A 23680-nucleotide genomic window follows, 5' to 3' on the forward strand; every position below is an offset into this window, starting at 1 on the left:
TCGGATTCTCCGACGCGCCCCTAAGCCGATTTCTTGACGTCGGAGTTCGACGGCGTGCCCGGCTGAGTCGTGTCGGCCGGCGGCAGCTCACGCTGCGTAGCGTCGGGGTTAGCCGTCGTATCGGTCGGCTTGTCGTCCTTCTGCATCTCCTTGACCTCACTCTTGAAGATGCGCAACGACTGTCCGAGACCTCGGGCGGCGTCCGGCAGCTTCTTCGAGCCGAACAGGATCAGCAGCACGACGGCGACGATCGCCCAGTGCCACCACGAAGTGAAGCCCATGAGATCACCCTTCAGATCGGATCCAGACCGAGGCCAATGCTACCCGAGTTGCCCGCGCGGGGTGGACCGCCGGTCAGCGGTAGCGTTCGCGAGCGCTCGCCGCCGATTCGACGACCGCCGCCGCGACCCCGGGGTCGTCGACGACGCGGACCGCTCCGCCGAACCCGAGCAGGAGGCGGGTGAGCCATTCCGGCGAACCGTAGACCATGCGGGCCCGAACCGGTGCCTGTGGATCGCGGTCGGAGATCGAGGTGACCGGCTCGACCGGGTAGTAGTCGAGGATCCACAGGTGATCGGGGTCGATGTCGAGTTCGACCGCGGGTAGATCCGGATTCTCCGGGACCAGCACCGACTGCGACGACGACTCGGCCTCGGCCGGCGGGTTGCTCGGTTCGTCGAGGGCGACGGCGGTGTCGATGCGGTCGAAGCGGAACAGCCGCACGCCTTCGGCCATCCGGCACCACGCCTCGAGGTAGGTGTGCTGATCCATCACCTGCAGGCGGATCGGGTCGACGACGCGTTCGGTGACGCTGTCCCGGCTCGCCGAGTAGTAATTCAGCCGGAGCGCGCGTGCCCGCCGCACGGCTTCGCGGACGGTCGTGAAGGTCGGGTTCTCCCCCGGCGCCGCCTCCGATTCCGTGCCGGCGCCGGACAGGCCGGGCACGGCGGTGGCACCCACCGCCTCCTCGATCTTGGCGATCGCACGCCGCGCGGCGGCCACGTCGACGACACCGGGCGTCTCCACGAGGGCACGCAGTGCCACGAGGAGCGTGCTGGCCTCGACGGTGGTGAGTCGGAGCGGCCGGTCCATACCCGCGGTGAACCCCACGTTGACGAAGCCCTCGCTGAACTCGAGCTCGATCAGGTCGTCGGGGTAGTAACCGGGGAGCCCACACACGAAGAGCAGTTCGAGATCCTTGGTGAGCTGCGTCTGCGTGACGCCGAGTTCACGCGCGGCCTGCTCGATCGAGATGCCGCGTCGAGCCTGGAAATACGGGACCATCGCCAGCAGCCGGTTGAGGCGCGACGGCTGTGCACCGGCCATCAGGCGTTCACCCCCGTCAGCCGGTCCAGGCCGGCGATGACGAGGTCGCGCAGTTCCGGCGGGTCGAGGACGACCGCGTCCCGACCCACACCCAGCACCATGCGCGCCACCGCGGACAGTGAGTGGATGTCGACGGTCAACACGTCGCCTGGCTCACCATCGAGGTCACCGGGCTCCGACGACGTCGCGGCCCGGCGCAGACCCGCGGCACGGCCCGCGGCCACCCAGATACCGGCGGTACGTCCATCGGTGCCCGCCGCGGAGTCGACCGCCGCGGACACGATCTGCTGGAGGTCGGTGCCGACGGGCACCACGACGGCGTCGGCCGGGCCGACCGGGGTCACCGACGAGATCCGCGACAACCGGAAAGTACGGGTGGCGGCGCGATCGAGGTCGTGACCGACGACGTACCAGCGACCCCGGTGCGACACCACTCCCCACGGCTCGACTCGACGGGCCGCGGGGGTTGCCGTCGCCGACGACCGGTGGGTGAACTCGACGGCCCGCCTGGCCTGGATCGCGGCCAGCAGTCCGGCGATGACCTGTTCGGAACCCATCGAGCGCGACGAGCCGCCCGCGGTGATGCCGAGGTCGTCCTCGGAGCGGACGTCGAGGCCGGCGGCGCGGAGTTTGAGGATCGCGGTCTGCGACAGCGTGGACACCTCGGGGGTGTCCCACAGTGCGGCGGCCATCGCGATCGCGGCCGCCTCGTCGGAGTCCAGGGAGATGTCGGGCAGCTCATAGGTGTCCCGGTCGATGCGGTATCCCTCGGCGCCCGCCGCCATCGGCGAACGGCCGGTGACCAGCGGGATACCGAGGTCGCGCAGTTCGTTCTTGTCGCGCTCGAACATCCGGTTGAACGCCTCGTCGGACTTGTCGCCGTCCTGGTAGCCGGCGACATTGCGTCGGATGTACTCGGCGGTGACGTACTGCCGCGTCCACAACAGACAGATCACCAGATTGAGCAGTCGCTCGACTTTGGGAGTGGCCACTGCGTCAGGTTAGATCGTCGCCGATCGGGCCGTGCGGAGGCACGCTCACATGGATGCGATCAGCCGGTCGACCCGCTCGTCGACGCTGCGGAACGGGTCCTTGCACAGCACGGTGCGCTGGGCCTGGTCGTTCAGCTTGAGGTGCACCCAGTCGACGGTGAAGTCGCGTCCGGCCTTCTGCGCCGCCGAGATGAAGTCACCACGCAGCTTGGCGCGGGTCGTCTGCGGCGGCTCGTTGACCGCTGTCTTGATGGCCTCGTCGGTGGTCGCGCGGGCCACGAGTCCCTTACGCATCAAGACGTCGAACACACCGCGTCCGCGCTTGATGTCGTGAAAGGCGAGGTCGAGCTGGGCGATCTTCGGGTCCGACAGCTCCATCGAGTACTTGTCCTGATAGCGCTGGAACAGCTTGCGCTTGATGACCCAGTCGATCTCGGTGTCGACCTTGGCGAAGTCGTCGGCCTCGACCGCGTCGAGCATGCGACCCCACAGGTCGACGACCATGTCCATCTCGGGATCGGGACGACGGTTGGTGAGGTGCTCGACGGCACGTGCGTGGTACTCGCGCTGGATGTCGAGAGCGCTGGCCTGGCGTCCGCCCGCGAGACGGACGGGACGCCGGCCGGTGGGGTCGTGGCTGACCTCGCGGATGGCGCGGATCGGATTGTCCAGGGCGAAATCCCGGAACGCCACGCCGGCCTCGATCATCTCGAGCACCAGTGCCGCCGATCCGACCTTGAGCAGCGTCGTCATCTCGGACATGTTCGAATCGCCGACGATGACGTGCAGGCGTCGGTACTTCTCGGCGTCGGCATGCGGCTCGTCGCGCGTGTTGATGATGGGACGCGACCGGGTCGTCGCCGAGGAGACGCCCTCCCAGATGTGCTCGGCGCGCTGGGACAGGCAGAAGGTGGCGGCCTTCGGCGTCTGCAGCACCTTGCCGGCACCGCAGATCAGCTGCCGGGTCACCAGGAACGGCAGCAGGACGTCGGAGATCCGGGAAAACTCCCCCGCCCGCACGACGAGGTAGTTCTCGTGGCAGCCGTAGGAGTTGCCTGCGGAGTCGGTGTTGTTCTTGAACAGGTAGATGTCGCCGCCGATGCCCTCGTCGGCGAGACGCTGTTCGGCGTCGACGAGCAGGTCCTCCAGGACGAGTTCGCCGGCGCGGTCGTGGTTGATCAGCTGGATGAGGCTGTCGCACTCGGCCGTCGCGTACTCGGGATGCGAGCCGACGTCGAGGTAGAGCCGTGCGCCGTTCTGCAGGAAGACGTTCGAGGAGCGGCCCCAGGACACGACACGGCGGAAGAGATACCGCGCCACCTCGTCCGGGCTCAGTCGTCGATGGCCGTGGAAGGTGCACGTGACACCGAATTCGGTCTCGATGCCCATGATTCGTCGCTGCACTTGATCAACCCTACTCGCGGGACCCGCGGTCGACCGGCCATAACAGCCAGGCCGACCGCGTTTCGTCGCGTTCTAATTCGATCCGTCGGAAGTGTCCCCGCCGGAAGTGGTGTCGTCCGCCGGGGCATCCTGCGCCGACGCATCGGCGGCGGGGGTCTCGGCCGTCGGCAGGAGTTCCTCGACCGCGGCGGAGGTCAGGCGCTTGAACGCCCGTCGGGGCCGATTGCGGTCGAGGATCGCGACCTCGAGGTCGCCGGCGGTCAGCTCCCGCGGCGACGCCGGGGCGCCGTTGCCGGAGTCGGCCGGGGTGGCGAGCGCCTTGACCGCGACCCCGATCGCCTCGGCGAGCGCCATGTCGGGCGCGTAGCTCTCCTTGAGAGCCGCCGCGATGGGTTCGGTCGCGCCGCCCATCACCAGGAACCGGGTCTCGTCGGTGATCGAGCCGTCGTAGGAGATCCGGTACAGCTGAGACGGTTTCGGCTTGCCCGCCCGGCCGACCTCGGCGACGCACAACTCCACCTCGAACGGCTTGGCCTGTTCGGTGAAGACGCTGCCCAGGGCGTTGGCGTAGGTGTTGGCGAGCGACAGACCGGACACGTCGGCGCGGTCGTAGCTGTAGCCGCGCATGTCGGCGAGCTGGATGCCCGCCTTGCGCAGACTCTCGAACTCGTTGTATTTGCCCACCGCGGCGAAACCGATGCGGTCGTAGATCTCGCTGGTCTTGCGGAGGGTGTTCGACGGGTTCTCCGCGACGAACAGCACGCCGTCGGCGTAGGTCAGGATGACCACCGACCGACCGCGTGCGATGCCCTTGCGTGCGAGCTCCGAGCGATCGCGCATGATCTGCTCGGCACTGGCGTAGTACGGGAAGGTCATCGGGCACCTCCCTCGTGCTCGGCGGTCCGGCGTTCGACGACGGCCCGCGCCGCATTCTCGATCTCGGTCGCGTCCACCTCCCGCGCGCCCTCGGCGTCGACGACGGCGGCCATCGGGAAGATCTTGCGCACCAGGTCGGGTCCGCCGGTCGCCGAATCGTCGTCGGCGGCGTCGTAGAGCGACTCGACCGCGATCGCGAGCGCCTCGCCGGCGGTCAGATCGGAGCGGTAGAGCTTCTTCAGCGAGGACTTCGCGAACACCGATCCGGAACCGATCGCGGTGTAGCCGCCGAACTCCTCGTGCCGGTCACCTGCGACGTCGAAGCTGAAGATCCGGCCACGCTCGGTCGGATCCTCGTGGTCGATGTCGTAGCCGACGAGCAGCGGGATGGCGGCGAGACCCTGCAGGGCCGCCCCGAGGTTGCCGCGAACCATGGTCGCGAGCCGGCTGACCTTGCCGTCGAGGGTGAGCGGGACGCCCTCGATCTTCTCGTAGTGCTCGAGTTCGACGGCGAAGAGCCGCACCATCTCGATCGCGATACCCGCGGTGCCGGCGATGCCGGCCGCCGAGTACTCGTCGGTGATGTAGACCTTCTTGACGTCTCGCGTCGCGATCAGGTTGCCCATCGTGGCGCGACGATCACCGGCGAGCACCACCCCGCCCGGGTACGACACGGCGACGATCGTCGTGCCGTGCGGGATGTCTCCGGCGCCGTCCGCGCCGCCCGCGAAGGACCCCACGCGATCAACCTGAGCCTGCGGAAGCTGCTCGGGCGCGTGCATCCGCAGGAATTCGGTGAACGACGAGATGTCCGCACTCAGAGAGGATCTGGGGGCAGCGGAACCCGTACGAAGTTGTGAGAAAGGGGGCAGTGATCCGAACCCGTCGTTCACTGGCCGCCCTTCTGCACGTAAGCACGCACGAAGTCCTCGGCGTTCTCCTCGAGCACGTCATCGATCTCGTCGAGCAGGTCGTCGGTGTCCTCGGCCAGCTTCTCGCGACGTTCCTGTCCGGCACCGGAATCGGGGCCAACGCCCTCATCGTCGCCGCCGCCACCACGCTTGGTCTGTTCCTGCGCCATCTGCTGCCTCCTTGAAACCGATCGCCCCTTGGCGGGCTACCCGCGACCGACCACCATCGGGTCTGAAGACCCTGGGATCTCACCGGCTTCCGCCGGGCGGTGATCCCTGGTGAATCGGCCTCGGAATCGTGTGGTCCCACACTACCTGTGGCGGCGACAACTCGGGCGAAACGAAGCACATGCCACGCGCGTGTCAGGTCGTCAGCTGGTCGACCAATTCGGCGGCGGAGTTGACCGAATCGAGAAGCTTGCCCACGTGGGCCTGCGTCCCGCGGAGCGGCTCGAGGGTCGGGATGCGGACGAGCGAGTCCCCACCGAGGTCGAAGATGACCGAATCCCAGCTGGCCGCGGCGACATCGGCTCCGAAACGACGCAGACACTCCCCGCGGAAATAGGCGCGGGTGTTGCGCGGCGGTTCGTGGATGGCGGCGAGCACGTCGTTCTCGTCGACGAGGCGCTTCATCGAGCCGCGCGCGACGAGGCGATTGTAGAGCCCCTTGTCGAGTCGGACATCGGAGTACTGCAGGTCGATGAGGTGCAGCCGCGGCGCCGACCACGACAGGCCCTCACGCTGGCGGAAGCCCTCCAGGATCCGCAGCTTGGCGGGCCAGTCGAGGATGTCGGCGCACTCCATGGGGTCGCGTTCGAGGCGGTCGAGCACATCCGCCCAGGTCTCGAGGACGTGTTTGGCGCGCTCGTCGTCGGAGTGCTCCTGCTCGTGGAACTTCATGCAGCGTTCCAGGTACTCCCGCTGCAGGGCCAGACCGGTCAGCTCGCGACCGTCGGTGAGCGCCACCGTGGCGGTCAGGGTCGGGTCGTGACTGATGGTGTGCACGGCCTGGACCGGGCGGGCGAGCTCGATGTCGGAGAAGTCGACGCCCGCCTCGATGAGGTCGAGGACCAGCGCGGTGGTCCCGACCTTGAGGTAGGTGGCGGTCTCGGCCAGGTTGGCGTCGCCGATGATGACGTGCAGCCGGCGGTAGCGCTCCGGGTCGGCGTGCGGCTCGTCGCGGGTGTTGATGATGCCGCGTTTGAGGGTGGTCTCGAGTCCGACCTCGACCTCGATGTAGTCGGAGCGCTGGGACAGCTGGTAGCCCGACTCGTCGCCAGACTGCCCGATGCCCACGCGGCCCGAACCGGTGATGACCTGGCGCGAGGCGAAGAACGTGGTCAGACCGGCGATGACCGCGGTGAACGGTGTCTCGCGGGCCATGAGGTAGTTCTCGTGGGTGCCGTAGGAGGCGCCCTTGCCGTCGATGTTGTTCTTGTAGAGCTGGAGTTTCGGGGCGCCCGGCACGCTCGCCACGTGACGCGCGGCGGCCTCCATGACGCGTTCGCCCGCCTTGTCCCAGATCACGGCGTCGAGCGGGTCGGTCACCTCGGGTGCGGAGTACTCGGGATGGGCGTGGTCGACGTACAGGCGGGCGCCGTTGGTGAGGATCATGTTGGCGGCGCCGATCTCGTCGGCGTCGATGATCGGGGCCGGCCCGGACCCGCGACCGAGGTCGAAGCCGCGGGCGTCGCGGAGCGGGGATTCGACCTCGTAGTCCCAGCGCGTGCGCTTGGCCCGGGGCACCCCGGCGGCCGCCGCATAGGCGAGAACAGCCTGGGTGGAGGTCATGATCGGATTCGCGGTCGGGTCGCCGGGGGCGGAGATTCCGTACTCGACCTCGGTACCGATGATTCGCTGCATGCTTCGAGGGTAGAGGGTGATGCGGAGACGCCAACAGCGTCCCGCTCGCAGGGCGGGCCCGGTGGCAGTACCGTCGTCGCCGTGAAAGCTTTCCGCCGGTTCACCGTTCGGGTGCCGCTGCCCACCGAACTCGCCGCTCTGGGCCCCCTGTCGCACAACCTGCGCTGGGTGTGGAACCCGCCGACCCAGGAGTTGTTCGCCACGATCGACGCCGAGCGGTGGGAGGCGACCGGCGACCCGCTCCGGGTGCTCGCCGACGTCGATCCGGCCCGGCTCACCGAACTGGCGGCCGACGAGGACTTCCGCGCGCGGGTGTCGGCGGTCCACGCGGACCTCGAGGAGTACCTCGACGCGCCGCAGTGGTTCGGCGGATACGCGCAGACCCATCCGGTGCCGCCCGGGATCGCGTACTTCTCCATGGAGTTCGGTGTCTCCGAGGTGCTGCCCATCTACTCCGGCGGACTCGGGATCCTCGCGGGTGACCATCTGAAGGCCGCCTCGGATCTCGGCCTCCCCCTGATCGGCGTCGGGCTGTTCTACCGGTCCGGCTACTTTCGTCAGAGCCTCGACCACGAGGGCTGGCAGGTGGAGCGGTACCCGGTCAACGACCCGCGGGATCTACCGCTCACTCTCCTCACCGACGGGGACGCACCCGTCGTCATCGAGATCGCGATGCCCGGCGGACGCACGCTGTCGGCCCAGGTGTGGGTGGCGAACGTCGGCCGGATCCCGTTGCTGCTCCTCGACTCCGACATCGCCGCCAACACCGACGACCAGCTCCGCGGCGTCACGGATCGGCTCTACGGCGGCGACCAGGAACACCGCATCCTGCAGGAGATCCTGCTCGGCATCGGCGGTGTACGTGCGCTGCGCGCCTACATCCGGATCACCGGTCGGGACGAGCCGACCGTGTTCCACATGAACGAGGGTCACGCCGGATTCCTGGGCACCGAACGCATCCGGGAGTACGTGGCCGCCGGACTCGACTTCGACACCGCCGAAGCCGTCGTCCGGGCATCGAACATCTTCACCACGCACACCCCGGTGCCGGCCGGGATCGACCGCTTCCCCACCGATCTGGTGAACCGCTATCTCGACGCCGACGACTCCGGGATCTCGCGCCTGCTGTCCGGGCTGCCCGCGTCGACGATCACCGAACTCGGCGACGAAGCCGACCCCGGCGTGTTCAACATGGCGCACATGGGCTTTCGGCTCGGCCAGCGCAGCAACGGCGTCTCACAGCTGCATGGCGCGGTGAGCCGGGAGATGTTCGCCGACCTGTGGCCCGGGTTCGACGTCGCGGATGTGCCGATCGGTGCCGTCACCAACGGCGTTCACGGACCCACCTGGGTGTCGCGGGTGTGGCGCGACTTCGCGGCCGGTGACGAGGATTCGGCGCCGGAGGTCTATGCCGGACTGCCGTCGGAGACCATCTGGTCCACCCACGAATCGTTGCGGGCCGAGCTCGTCGCCGAGGTGCGGCGCCGGGCGCACGCCAGTGGACGCGAGCGCGGGTTCACCGACGCCGAACTCACCTGGACCGCCGACCTCTTCGATCCCGGCGTGCTGACCATCGGCTTCGCGCGCCGCGCAGCCACCTACAAGCGCCTCACGCTGATGCTGCGCGATCCGGAACGGATGCGCCGCATCCTCACCGACCCCGACCGGCCCGTGCAGCTCGTCATCGCGGGCAAGGCGCACCCGGCCGACGACGGCGGCAAGTCGCTCATCCAAGAGGTGGTGCGCTTCGCCGAGGATCCGCAACTGCGCGACCGCATCGTCTTCTTGCCCGACTACGACATCTCGATGGCCCGGCACATCTACGCCGGCTGCGACGTGTGGCTCAACAACCCGGTGCGGCCGATGGAGGCATGCGGGACGTCGGGGATGAAGTCGGCGCTCAACGGCGGACTCAACCTGTCCATCCTCGACGGCTGGTGGGACGAGATGGCCGACGACGACAACGGGTGGGCCATCCCGTCGGCCGAAGGCGTCGAGGACGAGAACCGGCGCGACGACCTCGAGGCCGAGGCGCTCTACGCACTTCTCGAGGACACGGTGATCCCGCTGTTCTATCGGCGGGACGAGAACGGGCTGCCGACGCGGTGGGTGGAGATGATGCGCCACACTCTCACTCGTCTGGGACCGCAGGTCCTCGCGTCCCGCATGGTCCGGGATTACACCACCGAGCTGTACTGCCCGGCCGCGACCGCCTACGTCGCGGCCTGTGCCGACGACCATGCGGGAGCACGCGATCTCGCGGAGTACCGCCGCGAGGTGGAAACCGGGTGGGGCTCGGTCGTCGTCGCGGGCGTGGACGAGGAACACGAGGACGGGCTGCTGCGTGTGTCCGCCCATGTCGCGGTCGGCGAGATCGCACCCGAGCACCTTCGGGTCCAGCTGGTGCTCGGCCGGGTGACCGACGACGGTGAGATCGTCGATCCCGCGATCATCGACATGAAGTCGGAGGGCGACCGGGATCCGTCGGGCCGCGTGGTCTTCTCGGTTCTGGCCACCCCGCCCGCGTCGGGTCACCTCGGGTACACGGTGCGGGTCCTCCCCCACCACGAACAGCTCTCGCACGACGCCGAACTCGGTCTCGTCCGGTATCCGGTGGCGGGCGGATAGGAGTTTCGACGTCGTCTCACCGGGCCTTCGAGGCTCGTCGCTTGCGCTCCTCGCACCTCAGGTAGCAGTGAAGTCCTCGCTTGCGCTCCTCGCACCTCAGGCAGCAGTGGGGTCGTGCGTCAGCGCTTCTTCAGACGCAACCGCGAGTAGGTGAACGCCAGCAGCAGGATGCTGATGAAGGCAAGCACGGCGTAGGCGATCGCGCTGTGGGCGATCGACGTCTCCCACAGCGTGATCCGCTGGGGTGCGGCGACGTTGATGTTGTAGAGGTCGACGCTGCCGGCAGCGGTGACGTATCCCCAGAACGACGGGAAGATCCACGAGAGCTGCTGCAGGCCGGCCCCGTCCAACTTGAACAGACCGCCACAGAAGACCAGCTGCACCATCACCACGATGACCAGTGGCGGCATCACCTGCTCGTTGGACTTGACCGCCGAGGAGATGGCGAGTCCGAGAAGGGTGCTCACACAAGCCAATACGGCGACCGCGACCAGCAGGGCCAGCGGCGGCGGCAGGATCGGACCGCCGAAGTCCGGGAGCCCGCGACCGGCGAAGGTGATGCCGACCATGATGATCGTCTGCAGGATCGCGGCGATGAAGAAGACCACGATCTTCGCGAACAGGTATGCGCCGGGACGCAATCCGACCGCTCTCTCCCGTTCGAAGATGTCGCGTTCACCGACGAGGTCGCGCACCGTCAGGGCCGCACCCATGAATGCCGCACCGACGACGAGGACGACCAGGATCTGAATGGCCTCGGCGCCGTCCTTGGGCGGCGGCGCGTTGGGTATGACATCGAGCCGGGCGAACCCGCTGGACCCCGGGATGACCAGCGTCAGCAGACCGAGGACCACCGGGAGCAGCACGAGGAACACCAGGTAGCCGATGTCGGCGAAGATCAGCCGCACCTGGCGTCGGGCGATGGTCGACGCCTGTCTGGTGAAGCTGGTGTGCGGCACCGGTATCGGCGGTCCGGGAGGACGTTGCGGCGGTGGTGGATTCGGTGCGCGCCGATGCCGTTCGAGGTAGCGCGTGTGCGCGGCGTCCGGCTGGTCGGCGACGTAGGCGAAGATCTCCGCCCAGTCGGAGGTGCCCATCTCCTGCTCGACCTGGGCGGGCGCACCGCAGAACGACGTCTTGCCGCCCGGGGCGAGCAGCAGCACCTGGTCGCACATCGAGAGGTACGTGAGCGAGTGGGTGACCACGAGGACGACGCGGCCGGCGTCGGCGAGGCGTCGTAGGGTCGCCATCACCTGGCGGTCGAGGGCCGGGTCGAGGCCCGAGGTCGGCTCGTCGAGGATCAGCAACGACGGGCCCGTGAGCAGCTCCATCGCCACCGATGCACGCTTCTGCTGTCCGCCGGACAGCTTCTCCACCCGGGTGTCGACGTGTTCGGTCAGCTGAAGTTCGTGCAGAACGCCGTCGATGACCCGGTCGCGGTCGTCCTTCGACAGGTCGGGCGGCAGTCGCAGCTCGGCCGCGTAGCGCAGCGCCTGCCGGAGGGTGAGCTTGTGGTGGAGCACGTCTTTCTGCGGGACCATGCCGATACGGGTACGGAGCGCGTCGTATTCGGCGTGGACGTTGCGGCTCTCGAAGGTGACGAGGCCACTCGTCGGCGAGTTCAGGCCGGCGGCGATCTTCGACACGGTCGACTTGCCGGCGCCGGACGGGCCGATCACGGCGGTGAGCGTACCGGGGCTGGCGCTGAAATCGACGTCGGCCAGGAGTCGCTTGCCACCGTCGACGACGAGGCTCACACCGTGCACGTGGAGACCGTCGGCGACCGCGGCGCTCTCCTGGCCGCGCATGAGGGTGCCGCCGGACACCACGAAGTCGCTGTTGCCGATCGTCACCACGTCGCCGTCGGACAGCGGCGCTGTGCTCACTCGCCGGCCGTTGACGAAGGTGCCGTTGACGCTGCCCAGGTCCTCGATGACCAGGACCCCGCCGCGGCTGGACACCTGGGCGTGGTGACGCGAGGCGAGGACGTCACTGACGACGATGTCGTTGTCCGGGGTACGGCCGATCCGCTGTACACCGCGCAGTGAGATCGATTCGCGCTCGGGTGGAGTGGGCGCGCCCGGCAGCCGGTAGACCGCGGACACGTTCTGCTGCAGGGCCTGCAGATGCGGGGCGTTGCGCAGCTCGGCGGGCATCGGCTCCGGCGTGCCCGGTCGAGACGGGCCGCTCGGCGGTCGTGACGGAACGCGGCCCGAGGGCGGCATGTTCGGTCCCGGATGGCTGCGAGCGGCGAAGCCCGCCGACCGCGGACTTGGAGGGAAGGCACCGGACCGGCCGGGTGACGGCATCGGGCCGCCGGGCGGCGGCGGGTACGCGGCCGGGTCGATCACCAGGTCGACGACCGGACCGGTGCTCACGTCCCCGAGCCGGACCTGCGTCGGTCCGGCGACCATGAGCTCCGCCATACGCCGGCCACCGGCGAAAAAGCCGTTGGTGCTACCGATGTCGACGAGGTACCAGGCAGCTCCGCGCCATTCGATGGCGAGATGACGACGCGACACCATCGGATGGTTGATCACGATGTCGTTGTCGGGTTCGCGGCCCAGGGTGATACGTGGGGACTCGCCCAACGGATGCGGCACCCCACCGTCGACGATCACCCGCCCGCGCGCCATCGATGTACTGTTCATCGCCGCCAACTTTAGTGCTTGACGACGGTTTTCACGCCGTTCTGTCGAGTAGACGGCCGACCCCCTGGGGAGTCGGCCGTCTGCTGGACAGGGCTCGTGTTACAGGTACTGCCCGGTGTTCGTCTCGGTGTCGATGGCGCGGCTCGCCCCGGAGGACTTGCCGGTGACCAGGGTCCGGATGTAGACGATGCGCTCGCCCTTCTTGCCCGAGATGCGGGCCCAGTCGTCCGGGTTGGTGGTGTTGGGCAGATCTTCGTTCTCGGCGAACTCGTCGAGGATCGAATCGAAGAGGTGCTGCACACGCAGACCGGGGGCACCGGTGTCGAGCTGCGACTTGATCGCGTACTTCTTCGCCCGGTCGACGACATTCTGGATCATCGCGCCCGAGTTGAAGTCCTTGAAGTACATGATCTCCTTGTCGCCGTTGGCGTAGGTGACCTCCAGGAACCGGTTGTCCTCGCTCTCGGCGTACATCCGCTCGACGACCTTCTCGATCATCGCCTTGATGCATGCCGTGCGATCGCCGCCGAACTCGCCGATGTCGTCGGCGTGGATCGGCAACTCCTCGGTGAGGTACTTCGAGAAGATGTCGATCGCCGACTCGGCGTCGGGACGCTCGATCTTGATCTTCACGTCGAGTCGGCCGGGACGCAGGATCGCGGGGTCGATCATGTCCTCGCGGTTCGACGCTCCGATCACGATGACGTTCTCGAGGCCTTCCACACCGTCGATCTCGCTGAGGAGCTGCGGCACGACCGTGGTCTCCACGTCCGAGGAGACACCGGATCCGCGGGTGCGGAAGATCGAGTCCATCTCGTCGAAGAACACGATGACCGGGGTGCCCTCGGATGCCTTCTCCCGGGCGCGCTGGAAGATCAGCCGGATGTGACGTTCGGTCTCACCGACGAACTTGTTGAGCAGCTCGGGGCCCTTGATGTTCAGGAAGTAGGACTTCGCCTCCTTGGCGTCGTCGCCACGGGCCAGCGCGATCTTCTTGGCCAGTGAGTTGGCGACGGCCTTGGCGATGAGCGTCTTACCGCAACCGGGCGGACCGTAGAGCAGGACACCCTTCGGCGGACGCAGCTGGTAGTCGCGGAACAGGTCCTTGTGCAGGAACGGCAGTTCCACGGCGTCGCGGATCTGCTCGATCTGCCGGCCCAGGCCGCCGATGTCCTCGTAACCGACATCGGGCACCTCTTCGAGGACCAGGTCCTCGACCTCTGCCTTGGGGACCCGTTCGAAGGCGAAACCGGCCTTGGTGTCGATGAGCAGCGAGTCGCCCGGGCGGAGCTTGCGACGCTTGCCGTCCTCGGCGTCGACCTCGCCCAGCAGGGGCTCGGCGAGCCACACGACTCGTTCTTCGTCGGCGTGACCGACGACCAGTGCCCGCCTGCCGTCCCCGAGAACCTCGCGCAGGGTGCTGATCTCGCCGACCGTGTCGAACTCGCAGGCCTCCACGATGGTCAGGGCCTCGTTGAGACGCAGCGTCTGACCCTTGGTGAGGGTTTCGGTGTCGATGTTCGGCGAGCAGGTGAGCCGCATCTTGCGACCGGAGGTGAACACGTCGACGGTGGCGTCCGGATAGACGTCGAGCAGGACTCCGTAGCCGCTCGGCGGCTGACCCAGGCGGTCGACCTCCTCGCGCAGGGCGACGAGTTGCTGACGCGCTTCTTTCAGCGTGTCGAGCAGCTTCGCGTTGCGCGCCGTCAGGCTGTCGACGCGTTCCTGGAGGTCTGTGTTGTCTGCCTGGCGTCCGAACGACGGGCGTTCGGACCCACTCCTCGCGAGAGGCGGGGTATAGGCAGGGGTGAAGCCCTCGTCGGGTGCACTCGCGCTCTCGGGGACCGCACGGTCCCCGGTGGCGTCATGGCGGTCAGATTCGGTCATTGCTGACTCCTCTCCCCGGCAATCACCCGATCCCACGATCGGAATGCTCGCGCCGTATCCCTACGCTACCGGCACGGACGCAGAATCGCCCTTCACCCCGCGATCGGCAGTGTTGACGGTGTGTTAAATGTGCGTCTTCGCAACGTGTTCGCGATCTTCACTCCCGCTCGGGACGAGCCGACCTCAGCCCTTCGTCGGACGACGTTGCGGTCGCAACGTGGTCGTGCCGTCGGCGAGTCGGCGGGCGGTGATCAGAAACGCGGTGTGGCCTTGCATCTTGTGCTCGGGGCGCACGGCCAGACCGACGGCCGACCATTCCCGTAGCAGGGTTTCCCAGGCACGCGGTTCGGTCCAGCACTCCTGCTCCCGCAACGCCTCGATCACGCGTGAGAGCTGCGTGACGGTCGCCACGTAGATGGTCAGGACTCCGCCTGGTTTCAATATGGTCCGCACGACGTCGAGGGGCTCCCAGGGCGCGAGCATGTCGAGGATGATGCGGTCGAAGCGCTCGTCCTGGCCGACATTGGCGAGGTCGTCGACGACGATGTTCCAGTTGGCCGGGCGGCCGCCGAAGAAGGTCTCGACATTGCGGATCGCATGTTCGGCGTGGTCGTCGCGGATCTCGTAGGAGACCAGCTCGCCGTCGGCGCCGACGGCCCGCAGCAGCGAACATGTCAGCGCGCCCGAACCGGCGCCGGCCTCCAGGACGCGGGCGCCCGGGAAGATGTCGCCTTCGAGGACGATCTGGGCGGCGTCCTTGGGGTAGATGACCTGCGCACCGCGCGGCATCGAGAGCACGTAGTCGACGAGCAGTGGCCGCAGTGCGAGGTACTGGGTCCCGCTGGTGGCCGAGACGACGCTGCCTTCCGGCGAGCCGATGAGGTCGTCGTGCGCGATGGCGCCGCGGTGGGTGTGGAACAGCTTGCCCTCTTCGAGGTGCACCGTGAACTTTCGGCCCTTGGCATCGGTCAGCTGAACCCGGTCGCCTACGGCGAACGGTCCGGTGGTGGGCACTGGTGCTTCCTCTCGTGAACGGGACGGCTCCGACCTCCCGCGGTACGCGGAAACTGTGGTGGTCGGGAGTCCGGTGGGCCGTGAGGACGATACCCGACCGCAGATGGGTGTCGGATCGGCAGAGTGTCGGGGCCGCGGCCTACCCTGCGAGATGTGAGCACGATGACCGGCACCGGCGACACCTCGACGAGCGCGGCCCCCGCGCCGGAACCGCCCCCGTCGGACAGCACGCGCGGGATCGTCGGACGCCGGCTCGCGTTGTCTCCGTCGCGGGCGGCGGACTTCAAACAGTGTCCGCTGCTGTACCGCTTCCGTGCCATCGACCGCTTCCCGGAGACTCCCACCGCCGCACAGACGCGGGGCACCGTCGTACACGCCGCGCTCGAGAATCTCTTCGACATGCCGGCCGAACTCCGGACCCAGGATTCCGCGGAACTGCTCGTCGAGGGCGCCTGGGCGGCCCTGTGCGAAGAAGACCCACAGCTCGCGCGGGTGATCGGCGAGGGCGGTCAGGAGGCGTTCATCGCCGGCGCGCACAAGCTCATCGCGACGTACTACACGATGGAGAACCCGACCGCCTTCGACGCCGACGCGGTGGAGGAGCACGTCGAGATCGAGGCCGACGACATGCTGATGCGCGGGTTCATCGACCGCATCGACGTCGCACCGACCGGTGAGATCCGCGTCGTCGACTACAAGACCGGACGCTCCCCGGGCGAGGCCTATGAGGCCAAGGCCCTGTTCCAGATGAAGTTCTACGCACTGGCGATCCTGCGGACGCGGGGCGCCGTGCCGAACCGTCTGCAACTGATGTACCTGTCCGACGGCCAGCAGCTGATCTATCACCCCGATCATGACGAGCTCCTCCGCTTCGAGCGGACGTTGCGCGCGATCTGGCAGGCCATCCGCACCGCCGTCGCCTCCGGGGACTTCCGGCCGCGGAAGTCGCGCCTGTGCAGGTTCTGCGAGCATCAGGCGCGGTGTCCGGAGTTCGGCGGCGAGATTCCGCCCTACCCGGGTCCGCCGCCGGGGTTCGTGTCCTGAACCACACCCCGGAATGCTCGACTATGTCGACAGACATAGGCTGGAAGCGTGGAGAGTTCGTACTACGTACCCGTCGACGCCCCGGCGTCGGACGGCAGCAGCCCGGCCGCCGACCCGTCGGCGCCTCATGAATACTTCCGGCCGACCGACGCCACCCTGAGCGTGTGGTCACCGACGATGCAGCACGGCGGCCCGCCGTCGGCGCTGATGATGCGCTCGCTGCTGCGGTGCGATCCGGATCCCGCGCAGCACTTCACCCGGGTGACGACCGAGATCCTGGGCCCGATAGGGCTGGGCATCAACCGGATTCACGCTCGGGTGATCCGCCCCGGCCGGCAGATCAGCCTCGTCGAGACCGAACTCGACGTGCAGCAGCCAGACGGATCGTTCCGGACAGCAGCCCGTTCCGTCGGCTGGCGCATCCGCGCCGCGGACACCGGTGAGATCGCCAACGGTCCCGTTCCCCTGTCCCCGCTGCCCGACGAACTGCCCAGCCAGATCGGATTCCCCGACGACAGCGGCGAGGCGGTGGACTGGGGCACGCTCGGATTCATCGGCACCGTCGAGTCGGCGCGGACCACGGGCCGGAACGGCTCGACGCCCGCGGTCTGGCTGCGGCCGGCCATCCCGCTGGTCGAGGGTGAGAAGACCTCCGATCTGGAGTCGATCTTCACGGTCATCGACGTCGCGAACGGGCTGGGCACCCAGCTCCGACCGGACCGCTGGTCCTGGATGAACACGGACACGACCGTGCATCTGACCCGGGTGCCGAGTGGACCGTGGGTCGGTATCGACGCGCACATGGTCGCCGGTCCGGACGGCTTCGGCGGCACCTTCGCCGACCTCTACGACACGTCCGGCTACATCGGCCGGTCGGCGCAGACGGTGATGCTCAACGCCGTGGGCTGACCCGCAAACGCCTAGAAGCGGCAGGAACGGATGTCGGTGGCGAGGATCGCCTTGGCGCCGAGCTCGGAGAGCTCGTCCATCAGGTTCTGGTGATCCTTGCGCGGGACCATCGCGCGCACGGCGACCCAGTCGGGGTCGGCCATCGGGGCCACCGTCGGCGACTCGAGACCCGGGGTGATCGCCGACGCCTGATCGAGAAGCGTCTTGGGGCAGTCGTAGTCGATCATCACGTACTGCTGACCGAAGACGACGCCCTGGACGCGGGCGACGAACTGCTTCTCGGCCTTGGTGAGCTCCGCGTCGCGACGCGAGATCAGGACGGCCTCGGAGTCGCACAGCGACTCGCCGAAGGCGGCCAACCCGTGCTGGCGCAGGGTCCGCCCGGAACCGACGACGTCGGCGATGGCGTCGGCCACACCGAGTTGGATGGAGATCTCGACCGCGCCGTCGAGCCGGATGATGTCGGCGGTGATGCCGCGGCCGGCGAGGTCGTCGCGCACCAGGTTGGGGTACGAGGTCGCGACGCGCTTGCCGGCGAGGTCGGTGACATTCCACTCCTGGTCGGCGGGTGCCGCGTAGCGGAAGGTCGACGAGCCGAAGCCCATCGCGAGCTGCTCGTGGACCTGGGCCCCCGAGTCGCGGGCGAGGTCGCGTCCGGTGATGCCGAGGTCGAGGCGCCCCGACCCGACGTAGATGGCGATGTCCTTGGGACGCAGGAAGAAGAACTCGACGTCGTTGTTGTTGTCGAGAACCGTCAGGTCCTTGGAGTCACTTCGTTTGCGGTAGCCGGCCTCGGCGAGGATGGCCGACGCGGATTCGGAGAGCGCACCCTTGTTGGGTACGGCCACTCGCAGCATCTCGATGTCCTTTTCGTGGGGTTGCGCTCAGCTGAGCAGGAGGTGGTGGTCTGTGAAGCCGGGTCGTCCGGTCACAGATGTCGGTACACGTCCTCCAGTTTCAGTCCCCGCTTGATCATCATCACCTGCAGCCAGTAGACGAGCTGGGAGATCTCCTCACCGAGCGATTCGTCGGACTCGTGTTCGGCGGCGAGCCATACCTCGCCCGCCTCCTCGATGATCTTCTTGCCCAGGGTGTGCACACCCGAGTCGAGCGCGGCGACCGTGCCCGACCCCTCGGGGCGGTTCTCGGCCTTGTCGCTGAGTTCGGCGAACAGCTCCTCGAAGGTCTTCACCCCGACATTTTTGCACGTGAGCGGGACGTCCCTGCCCTGGGGTCAGGCCATCCGGACAGCGCCGCGGAGCCCCGCCCAGGCACTCGCGAGGTCGTCCCGTGCCAGATCGACCAACGACGTGCGGAAGGTGCGCAGCCCGCCCGTGGGTACGGCGGCGGCCGAAGGCACGACGAGCGTGGGACATCCGGCCGCGGTGGCAGCCGCGGCACCGGTCGGAGAATCCTCGACCGCCAGGCACTGCGCGGTCGAGAAACCCAGGAGTTCCGCGGCGCGGAGGTACGGATCGGGTGCGGGTTTGCCGACGGCCACCTCGTCGCCGCAGACCGTGGTGGCGAAACGATGCCGCCCGATCGTCTCCAGCGCCACCTCGGCCGCCTCGCGCACCGTGTTGGTCACCAGCGCCATGGGGATACCGGCGCCGGCGACGAGATCGAGCGCCTCGAGAGCGCCGGGTCGCCAGGGAAGGCCTTCGTCGAAGAGTTCGGTCACCCGATCGAGCGTCCACCGACCGTCGGCGTCGGGGTCGCGGTCCTCGGGCGGGATCCCGGCGGCGTCGTGCAGCTTCGCCAACGCGTCGGGCAGCGAATTTCCCAGCGTCGATTCCCGCAGTTGCGGCGTCATCGCCATGCCGTGACGTGCCGCCAGGCCGGTCATCGCGATCTCCCAGATCGGCTCGGAGTCCAGCAACGTGCCGTCCATATCCCAGAGGACGGCGGCCGGGAGTCGGAGGGCGGGGTCGGCTCGGAGTGCGGAATCAGCGGTGTCGGTCACCCCTGCATCATCGCAACCCACTTCTCGGTCGGCTCGTCGGCCGGATAGAACAGCTCGATGGTCAGCTCCTCGAGCGTCACGTCCCGAGGTGACCCGAACGTGGTCAACGTACTGAAGAAGGACAGCATCTGGTCGCCGACCGCGAGCTCGAGCGGGACGAGCAACGAGCCCGCCGCCCCCGATCTGTGGGACGCGGCGTCCCCGCTCAGGCCGGCGACCGTCGGATAGGACGACACCTCGCGCTCGAGTTCGGCGAGTCGTTCGTCACCGGTGATCCGCACCATCCGACGGAGCAGGTCGAGCAGGTAGGCCGCCCACTCGTCGAAGTTGCGCGTCATCCGCGCGAAACCGTCGGGATGGAGCGACACCCGGAACAGGTTGACCGGCCCGGTCCGGAGCTCCGCCGGAAGCATCTCCAGGAGCAGCATCGCGGTGTCGTTGGCCAGCACCACGTTCCAGGCACGGTCCAAGGCCATCCCCATGTTGGGGTTGTGGGCGTCGAGCAACCGTCTGACCTCGGCACGCACGCGGGTCATGGTCTCCGAATCGAGGGGTTCCTCACTGTAGCGAGGAGCGTGTCCCGCCGCGAGTAGAAGCGAATTGCGTTCTCGCAGAGGGATGTCGAGACGCTCGGACAGCGCATGGAGGAGCGTCGGACTCGGGCGGGACTTACCCGTCTCCACGAAACTGAGGTGTTTGGGTGAGACCCCGACCTCGTAGGCGAGGTCGAGCTGACTGATGGACCGACGAGACCGCCACTGCTGCAGCAGGGTTCCCACCTCGACGGTCATGGGGTCATCGTAGACAGCTCTCGATCAGTTCGAGCGAGTACGCGATGGTCTGGGCGAGAACGTCTTCGGGCCCGCCGTCGAACTCCTTGCGGACCGCCGAGACCCGGCCACGATGATCGAGGCCGAACCAGACGGTTCCGGGCGCGGCCTCGTCGGGTTCCGGACCCGCTTCACCGGTCACCGCGACGACGATCTCGGCGTCGAAGAGCCGCGCGGTGGTGGCCACCATCGCGCGCGCCGCCGTCTCGCTGACGACCGGACCCTCGGGCACCTCGAGCAGACCGTACTTGACGTCCTCGTGGTAGGCGATGACGCCGCCCCGGAACCAGTCCCCGGCCTGCGGCGCCTTGCTCAGCTCACTGGCAAGGTTGCCGCCGGTCAGCGACTCGGCGACGGCGACGTGCACACCCTGCTCCACGATCGCCTCGGCCAGTCGCGCGCAGGTCTCGGAGAAATCGGTCACGTCGGACATCGGTCACTCGCCTCTCGGTCGGTGGTCAGATCACAGCACCCCGGACGGTATCCGGATCGGGCCCGCGTCAAACCACGACCTGGTCAAACCACTACCTGGTAGGTAGTGGTGTCAGCGACGACCCGACGTCAGTCTTGGGTCATGACCCAGACCGGCACCGCTGCGCCCACCACCGTCCTCATCTCCCCGGCGATGGCCGTACGGTCCCGCGTCTACCGACGACTGGCGGAGGCGCTCGCCGGATACGGCCTCGAGGTCCGCGTCGTCGCGCGTCGCGCGTCGAAGAAGGTTCGGCACCGCCCTCCCGCACCGCGGACTGGTCCTACGAGGACGAAGCCGCCGACCTCGCCGACGCGATCGCCGGCGCGCGCGCCGATGTCCCCGGCACGCGGGTGGTCGTGATCGGTCACAGTCTCGGCGCTCAGCTGGCGGCGATGGTGGCCCAGTCCTCCGATCACACGCCCGACGGAATCGTCGCGGTCGGGGCGTCGGTGCCTGCGGTCCGCCACTACGGCCTCCGCGGTGTGGCCCTGAGCGCGATCGCGGGAGCCGTCACGCCGGTGTCGGCGATCGTCGGCCATTGGCCACGACCGGGTTTCGGCGGTCCGGCCGCCCGAACATTGATGCGGCAGTGGGCACGTATGGTCCTCACCGGTCAGGCGCCGTTCGCCGTCGACCGGTCGATCCAGACACCGACCCTGGCGATCAGGCTCGACGGCGACGAGATCGTCACCGACGGCGCGGCATCGGCGTTCGATGCCGCGTTCGCACCGGAGGCGATCTCCCACTGGCGCTACGACGACGGGCACTGCCCGGCGGGCGGGAACACGACGCACGTCGGCTGGGTCCGCACCCCCGACACCGTCGCGCAGCGGATCGCCGAGTGGTGGGACTCGCAGGCCACCGTTGGGCCGGCAGCCATCGAATCCGGAACTCGGCACCGGCCGGGCTGACTCAGGTCACCCAGGTCCCCGACGTGGACTCGATCCGTTCCCGCGTGCGGGCAGCCGTACCGCGAGCCCAGGCACCGGTCGACACGAACGCGAGAACAAGGACCGCGGCGCCGCACGCCGCCATGATCAGCCAGACCGGACGGGCGGCGACGGCGAGCCCGTCGGCAACCGTCCCGTCGATCCCCGCGAACGCCACCGCACCGAACACCGCCACACCGAGCGCGGTACCCACCTGACGACCGGTCGACGCCATCGCCGACGCCAGTCCCGCCTGGGTGCGGGGCATCCCCGACACCGCCCCGTTGGTGATCGGTGCGTTGAGGAACCCGAATCCCAGTCCGAAGACCAGGTATGCCGCGCCCACGTAGACGAGGGCGGTGTCGTTGCCGAGGCCGGTGAGCATCAGGGCGCCCGCCACCATCGCCGCTCCCCCGATCACCATCGGCGGCCGGGCTCCCCGATCGCCCACGAGCCGACCGGCGATCGGCGCGCAGACCACCGAGGCGGCCGCCATCGGCAAGGTCATCAGTCCCGCGTCGAGCGGCGACATCCCGCGAACCTCTTGCAGATACAGGGTGTTGAGGAACAGGAAGCCACCGGTGGCGGCGAAGGCGATGACCGCACATCCCACCGCACACGAGAAGGGCACGCTCCGGAAGAACCGTGGGTCCAGAAGGGGCTCCGCGCGCCGACTCTCGTACGCGACCATCGCGACGAGCGCACCGGCGGAGATGACGAAACATACGAGGACGCCCGGTGAGGTCCAGCCCTGGGGACGCCCCTCGATGATCGCGAACGTGAGGGTGGCCAGGAAGGCCAGGATCAGGACCTGACCGACCGGGTCTGCGCGACGAGAGCGCTCGGCCTTCGACTCCGGGACGAAACGCATCGTCAGCGCGAGGGCGAGCACGCATACCGGAACGTTGAGCCAGAAGATCGCCTCCCAGCCGATCCCGGAGACGAGCGCTCCGCCGACGACCGGACCGAACGCCAAGCTCAATCCGAATGCGGTGCCCCACAATCCGATTGCCTGAGCGCGTTCGCGTGGGTCGACGAAGACATTGGTGACGATCGACAGCGCAACCGGGTTGAGCATCGCCCCGCCGACGGCCTGCAGCATGCGCGCCCCGATGAGGACCTCCGGGGTGGGCGCCAGCGAGCACAGCACGGAGGCGACACCGAAGGTCACCAATCCCACCTGGAAGATCCGCTTGCGACCCAGGCGATCTCCGAGCGATCCGCCGAAGATCAGCAGGCTGGCGATCACCAGTGCATACGCGTCGAGGACCCACTGCAACTGCGACGGTGTGGCACCGAGGTCCGAGCTGATCGACGGCAGTGCGACGTTCACCGCCGAGACGTCCAATCCGACGATGAACAGGCTCAAGCAGCAGGTGGCGAGGATGACGAGCCGGTCCCGCCGTGTGAGGGCACCGTCGGCCGAGCGGGCGCGCAGGGCGGCCCGTGCGGCGTTCACGACTCGGCCGCCTCACGGAGGAGGTCGAGCAGTTCCCCCAGTCGCCGGAGTTGCTCGTCGTCGAGCGCGGCGAACATGTCGGGAGCAGTGGCCGGGTTCTCGGTCACCTCGTCCACCACTCGCCGTCCGGCGTCGGTGATCGTGACGCGCTTGCACCGGCCGTCGTCGGCGTCGGCCTCCCGGGTCACGAGTCCTCGGCCGACGAGGTCGTTGACGATCCCGCTCATCGCCGACGCGTCGACACCCATCCGTTCGGCGAGGTCCCGCTGCGTCATCGGCCGCAGCGCGACGCGGCGGAGTGCCCGGAACCGGCTGAAGGGGATGTCGATGACCTCGCTGATCCGGGCGCGCGACTGTTTGGCCTGGTCACGCACGAGGCTGTTCATCGTGAACCAGATCTCGGTCGCGGTCTGCGCGCCCGCTTCGGTCGTCGACATAAAACGATTGTAGTTTTACAACTATCTTCGGGCAATCAGTGAGCTACAGGTCTCCGCCGTAGGCTGGGACGCAGCATCGTCG

23 protein-coding genes are annotated in these 23680 nt (G+C 68.2%); 5 read left to right on the plus strand and 18 right to left on the minus strand.

Annotation, left to right across the window (positions count from 1 at the left end):
- Positions 1-20 precede the first annotated feature (20 nt).
- From tatA to dop, 8 genes are all read right to left on the minus strand, one after another.
- Positions 21-281 carry a Sec-independent protein translocase subunit TatA gene (gene tatA, locus GAA2_RS12175; protein WP_024498056.1) on the minus strand — a complete coding sequence of 87 codons (261 nt, stop codon included), beginning with the start codon at positions 279-281 and terminating at the stop codon, positions 21-23.
- 73 nt (positions 282-354) lie between these two features.
- On the minus strand, positions 355-1326 hold the full coding sequence (locus GAA2_RS12180) for a helix-turn-helix transcriptional regulator (RefSeq protein WP_096274019.1): 972 nt from the start codon (positions 1324-1326) through the stop codon (positions 355-357).
- Positions 1326-2318, minus strand: coding sequence for a helix-turn-helix transcriptional regulator (locus GAA2_RS12185; RefSeq protein WP_096274017.1), 993 nt, complete (start codon positions 2316-2318; stop codon positions 1326-1328). The genes GAA2_RS12180 and GAA2_RS12185 overlap by 1 nt, the downstream gene beginning before the upstream one ends.
- A gap of 45 nt (positions 2319-2363) precedes the next feature.
- Positions 2364-3722: a Pup--protein ligase gene (pafA, locus tag GAA2_RS12190; protein ID WP_005200010.1), complete on the minus strand. Its 1359-nt coding sequence runs from the start codon at positions 3720-3722 to the stop codon at positions 2364-2366.
- Positions 3723-3794: 72 nt separating this feature from the next.
- Positions 3795-4598: a proteasome subunit alpha gene (prcA, locus tag GAA2_RS12195; RefSeq protein WP_191834371.1), complete on the minus strand. Its 804-nt coding sequence runs from the start codon at positions 4596-4598 to the stop codon at positions 3795-3797.
- Complete coding sequence (gene prcB, locus GAA2_RS12200; protein WP_006437948.1) at positions 4595-5491, minus strand: proteasome subunit beta; 897 nt, start codon at positions 5489-5491, stop codon at positions 4595-4597. The genes prcA and prcB overlap by 4 nt, the downstream gene beginning before the upstream one ends.
- Positions 5488-5679 (minus strand): ubiquitin-like protein Pup, encoded by a 192-nt coding sequence (locus GAA2_RS12205; protein WP_004019064.1) that lies wholly within the window; start codon positions 5677-5679, stop codon positions 5488-5490. Before GAA2_RS12205 ends, prcB begins: the two co-directional genes overlap by 4 nt.
- 193 nt (positions 5680-5872) lie before the next feature.
- Entirely contained in the window at positions 5873-7372 is a 1500-nt protein-coding gene (gene dop / locus GAA2_RS12210) for a depupylase/deamidase Dop (protein WP_024498061.1), read from the minus strand.
- An 81-nt stretch (positions 7373-7453) separates the two neighbouring features.
- Here dop and glgP point away from each other — a divergent pair, with 81 nt between their 5' ends.
- Positions 7454-10000, plus strand: coding sequence for an alpha-glucan family phosphorylase (glgP, locus tag GAA2_RS12215; protein WP_096274015.1), 2547 nt, complete (start codon positions 7454-7456; stop codon positions 9998-10000).
- Positions 10001-10119: 119 nt separating this feature from the next.
- Here glgP and GAA2_RS12220 read toward each other — a convergent pair whose 3' ends face one another.
- The 3 genes from GAA2_RS12220 to GAA2_RS12230 all read right to left on the minus strand — a co-directional run bounded on the left by GAA2_RS12220 (position 10120) and on the right by GAA2_RS12230 (position 15552).
- The gene (locus tag GAA2_RS12220; protein WP_096274958.1) at positions 10120-12636 is read right to left on the minus strand and encodes an FHA domain-containing protein; all 2517 of its coding nucleotides are present in this window, start codon (positions 12634-12636) and stop codon (positions 10120-10122) included.
- Between the two features lie 114 nt (positions 12637-12750).
- The gene (arc, locus tag GAA2_RS12225; protein ID WP_024498064.1) at positions 12751-14538 is read right to left on the minus strand and encodes a proteasome ATPase; all 1788 of its coding nucleotides are present in this window, start codon (positions 14536-14538) and stop codon (positions 12751-12753) included.
- Between the two features lie 183 nt (positions 14539-14721).
- Positions 14722-15552: a tRNA (adenine-N1)-methyltransferase gene (locus GAA2_RS12230; RefSeq protein WP_024498065.1), complete on the minus strand. Its 831-nt coding sequence runs from the start codon at positions 15550-15552 to the stop codon at positions 14722-14724.
- Between the two features lie 162 nt (positions 15553-15714).
- Between GAA2_RS12230 and GAA2_RS12235 the strand changes: the two genes are divergently transcribed.
- Both GAA2_RS12235 and GAA2_RS12240 read left to right on the plus strand, forming a co-directional pair.
- The gene (locus tag GAA2_RS12235; protein ID WP_096274957.1) at positions 15715-16596 is read left to right on the plus strand and encodes a RecB family exonuclease; all 882 of its coding nucleotides are present in this window, start codon (positions 15715-15717) and stop codon (positions 16594-16596) included.
- A gap of 48 nt (positions 16597-16644) precedes the next feature.
- On the plus strand, positions 16645-17505 hold the full coding sequence (locus GAA2_RS12240) for a thioesterase family protein (RefSeq protein ID WP_096274013.1): 861 nt from the start codon (positions 16645-16647) through the stop codon (positions 17503-17505).
- Between the two features lie 11 nt (positions 17506-17516).
- Here the strand turns inward: GAA2_RS12240 and hisG are convergent, their stop codons facing one another.
- From hisG to GAA2_RS12265, 5 genes are all read right to left on the minus strand, one after another.
- Positions 17517-18362, minus strand: coding sequence for an ATP phosphoribosyltransferase (gene hisG / locus GAA2_RS12245; RefSeq protein ID WP_006437956.1), 846 nt, complete (start codon positions 18360-18362; stop codon positions 17517-17519).
- Positions 18363-18433: 71 nt separating this feature from the next.
- Complete coding sequence (locus tag GAA2_RS12250) at positions 18434-18697, minus strand: phosphoribosyl-ATP diphosphatase (RefSeq protein ID WP_006437957.1); 264 nt, start codon at positions 18695-18697, stop codon at positions 18434-18436.
- Positions 18698-18739: 42 nt separating this feature from the next.
- Complete coding sequence (locus GAA2_RS12255; RefSeq protein ID WP_262410959.1) at positions 18740-19468, minus strand: HAD family hydrolase; 729 nt, start codon at positions 19466-19468, stop codon at positions 18740-18742.
- Positions 19465-20259: a helix-turn-helix transcriptional regulator gene (locus GAA2_RS12260; RefSeq protein WP_096274011.1), complete on the minus strand. Its 795-nt coding sequence runs from the start codon at positions 20257-20259 to the stop codon at positions 19465-19467. The genes GAA2_RS12255 and GAA2_RS12260 overlap by 4 nt, the downstream gene beginning before the upstream one ends.
- Positions 20260-20263: 4 nt before the next feature.
- Positions 20264-20731, minus strand: a complete 468-nt coding sequence (locus tag GAA2_RS12265; RefSeq protein WP_096274009.1) for a CinA family protein — start codon at positions 20729-20731, stop codon at positions 20264-20266.
- Between the two features lie 141 nt (positions 20732-20872).
- On the opposite strand from GAA2_RS12265, the gene GAA2_RS23210 reads away from it, so the two are divergent.
- A complete protein-coding gene (locus GAA2_RS23210) occupies positions 20873-21133 on the plus strand; it encodes a hypothetical protein (protein ID WP_232512979.1) in 261 nt (86 codons plus the stop codon).
- Complete coding sequence (locus GAA2_RS12270) at positions 21130-21684, plus strand: hypothetical protein (protein ID WP_232512978.1); 555 nt, start codon at positions 21130-21132, stop codon at positions 21682-21684. Before GAA2_RS23210 ends, GAA2_RS12270 begins: the two co-directional genes overlap by 4 nt.
- A 1-nt stretch (position 21685) precedes the next feature.
- On the opposite strand, the gene GAA2_RS12275 is transcribed toward GAA2_RS12270, so the two are convergent.
- Together GAA2_RS12275 and GAA2_RS12280 are read right to left on the minus strand one after the other, a co-directional pair.
- Complete coding sequence (locus tag GAA2_RS12275) at positions 21686-23161, minus strand: MFS transporter (protein WP_096274007.1); 1476 nt, start codon at positions 23159-23161, stop codon at positions 21686-21688.
- Positions 23158-23598 (minus strand): MarR family winged helix-turn-helix transcriptional regulator, encoded by a 441-nt coding sequence (locus tag GAA2_RS12280; RefSeq protein ID WP_024498073.1) that lies wholly within the window; start codon positions 23596-23598, stop codon positions 23158-23160. The genes GAA2_RS12275 and GAA2_RS12280 overlap by 4 nt, the downstream gene beginning before the upstream one ends.
- Positions 23599-23680 lie beyond the last annotated feature (82 nt).

Origin of the sequence: Gordonia ajococcus (genome assembly GCF_012974285.1) — a bacterium.
GTDB classification, from domain to species: Bacteria; Actinomycetota; Actinomycetes; order Mycobacteriales; family Mycobacteriaceae; genus Gordonia; species Gordonia amicalis.

Excerpts from the sequence above, each read along its gene's own strand:
- tatA (WP_024498056.1), bottom strand. The coding sequence starts at position 281 with ATGGGCTTCACTTCGTGGTGGCACTGGGCGATCGTCGCCGTCGTGCTG.
- GAA2_RS12180 (WP_096274019.1), bottom strand. The coding sequence starts at position 1,326 with ATGGCCGGTGCACAGCCGTCGCGCCTCAACCGGCTGCTGGCGATGGTC.
- prcA (WP_191834371.1), bottom strand. The coding sequence starts at position 4,598 with ATGACCTTCCCGTACTACGCCAGTGCCGAGCAGATCATGCGCGATCGC.
- GAA2_RS12205 (WP_004019064.1), bottom strand. The coding sequence starts at position 5,679 with ATGGCGCAGGAACAGACCAAGCGTGGTGGCGGCGGCGACGATGAGGGC.
- dop (WP_024498061.1), bottom strand. The coding sequence starts at position 7,372 with ATGCAGCGAATCATCGGTACCGAGGTCGAGTACGGAATCTCCGCCCCC.
- GAA2_RS12220 (WP_096274958.1), bottom strand. The coding sequence starts at position 12,636 with ATGGCGCGCGGGCGGGTGATCGTCGACGGTGGGGTGCCGCATCCGTTG.
- arc (WP_024498064.1), bottom strand. The coding sequence starts at position 14,538 with ATGACCGAATCTGACCGCCATGACGCCACCGGGGACCGTGCGGTCCCC.
- GAA2_RS12235 (WP_096274957.1), top strand. The coding sequence starts at position 15,715 with ATGACCGGCACCGGCGACACCTCGACGAGCGCGGCCCCCGCGCCGGAA.
- hisG (WP_006437956.1), bottom strand. The coding sequence starts at position 18,362 with ATGCTGCGAGTGGCCGTACCCAACAAGGGTGCGCTCTCCGAATCCGCG.
- GAA2_RS12260 (WP_096274011.1), bottom strand. The coding sequence starts at position 20,259 with ATGACCGTCGAGGTGGGAACCCTGCTGCAGCAGTGGCGGTCTCGTCGG.
- GAA2_RS12265 (WP_096274009.1), bottom strand. The coding sequence starts at position 20,731 with ATGTCCGACGTGACCGATTTCTCCGAGACCTGCGCGCGACTGGCCGAG.
- GAA2_RS23210 (WP_232512979.1), top strand. The coding sequence starts at position 20,873 with ATGACCCAGACCGGCACCGCTGCGCCCACCACCGTCCTCATCTCCCCG.
- GAA2_RS12280 (WP_024498073.1), bottom strand. The coding sequence starts at position 23,598 with ATGTCGACGACCGAAGCGGGCGCGCAGACCGCGACCGAGATCTGGTTC.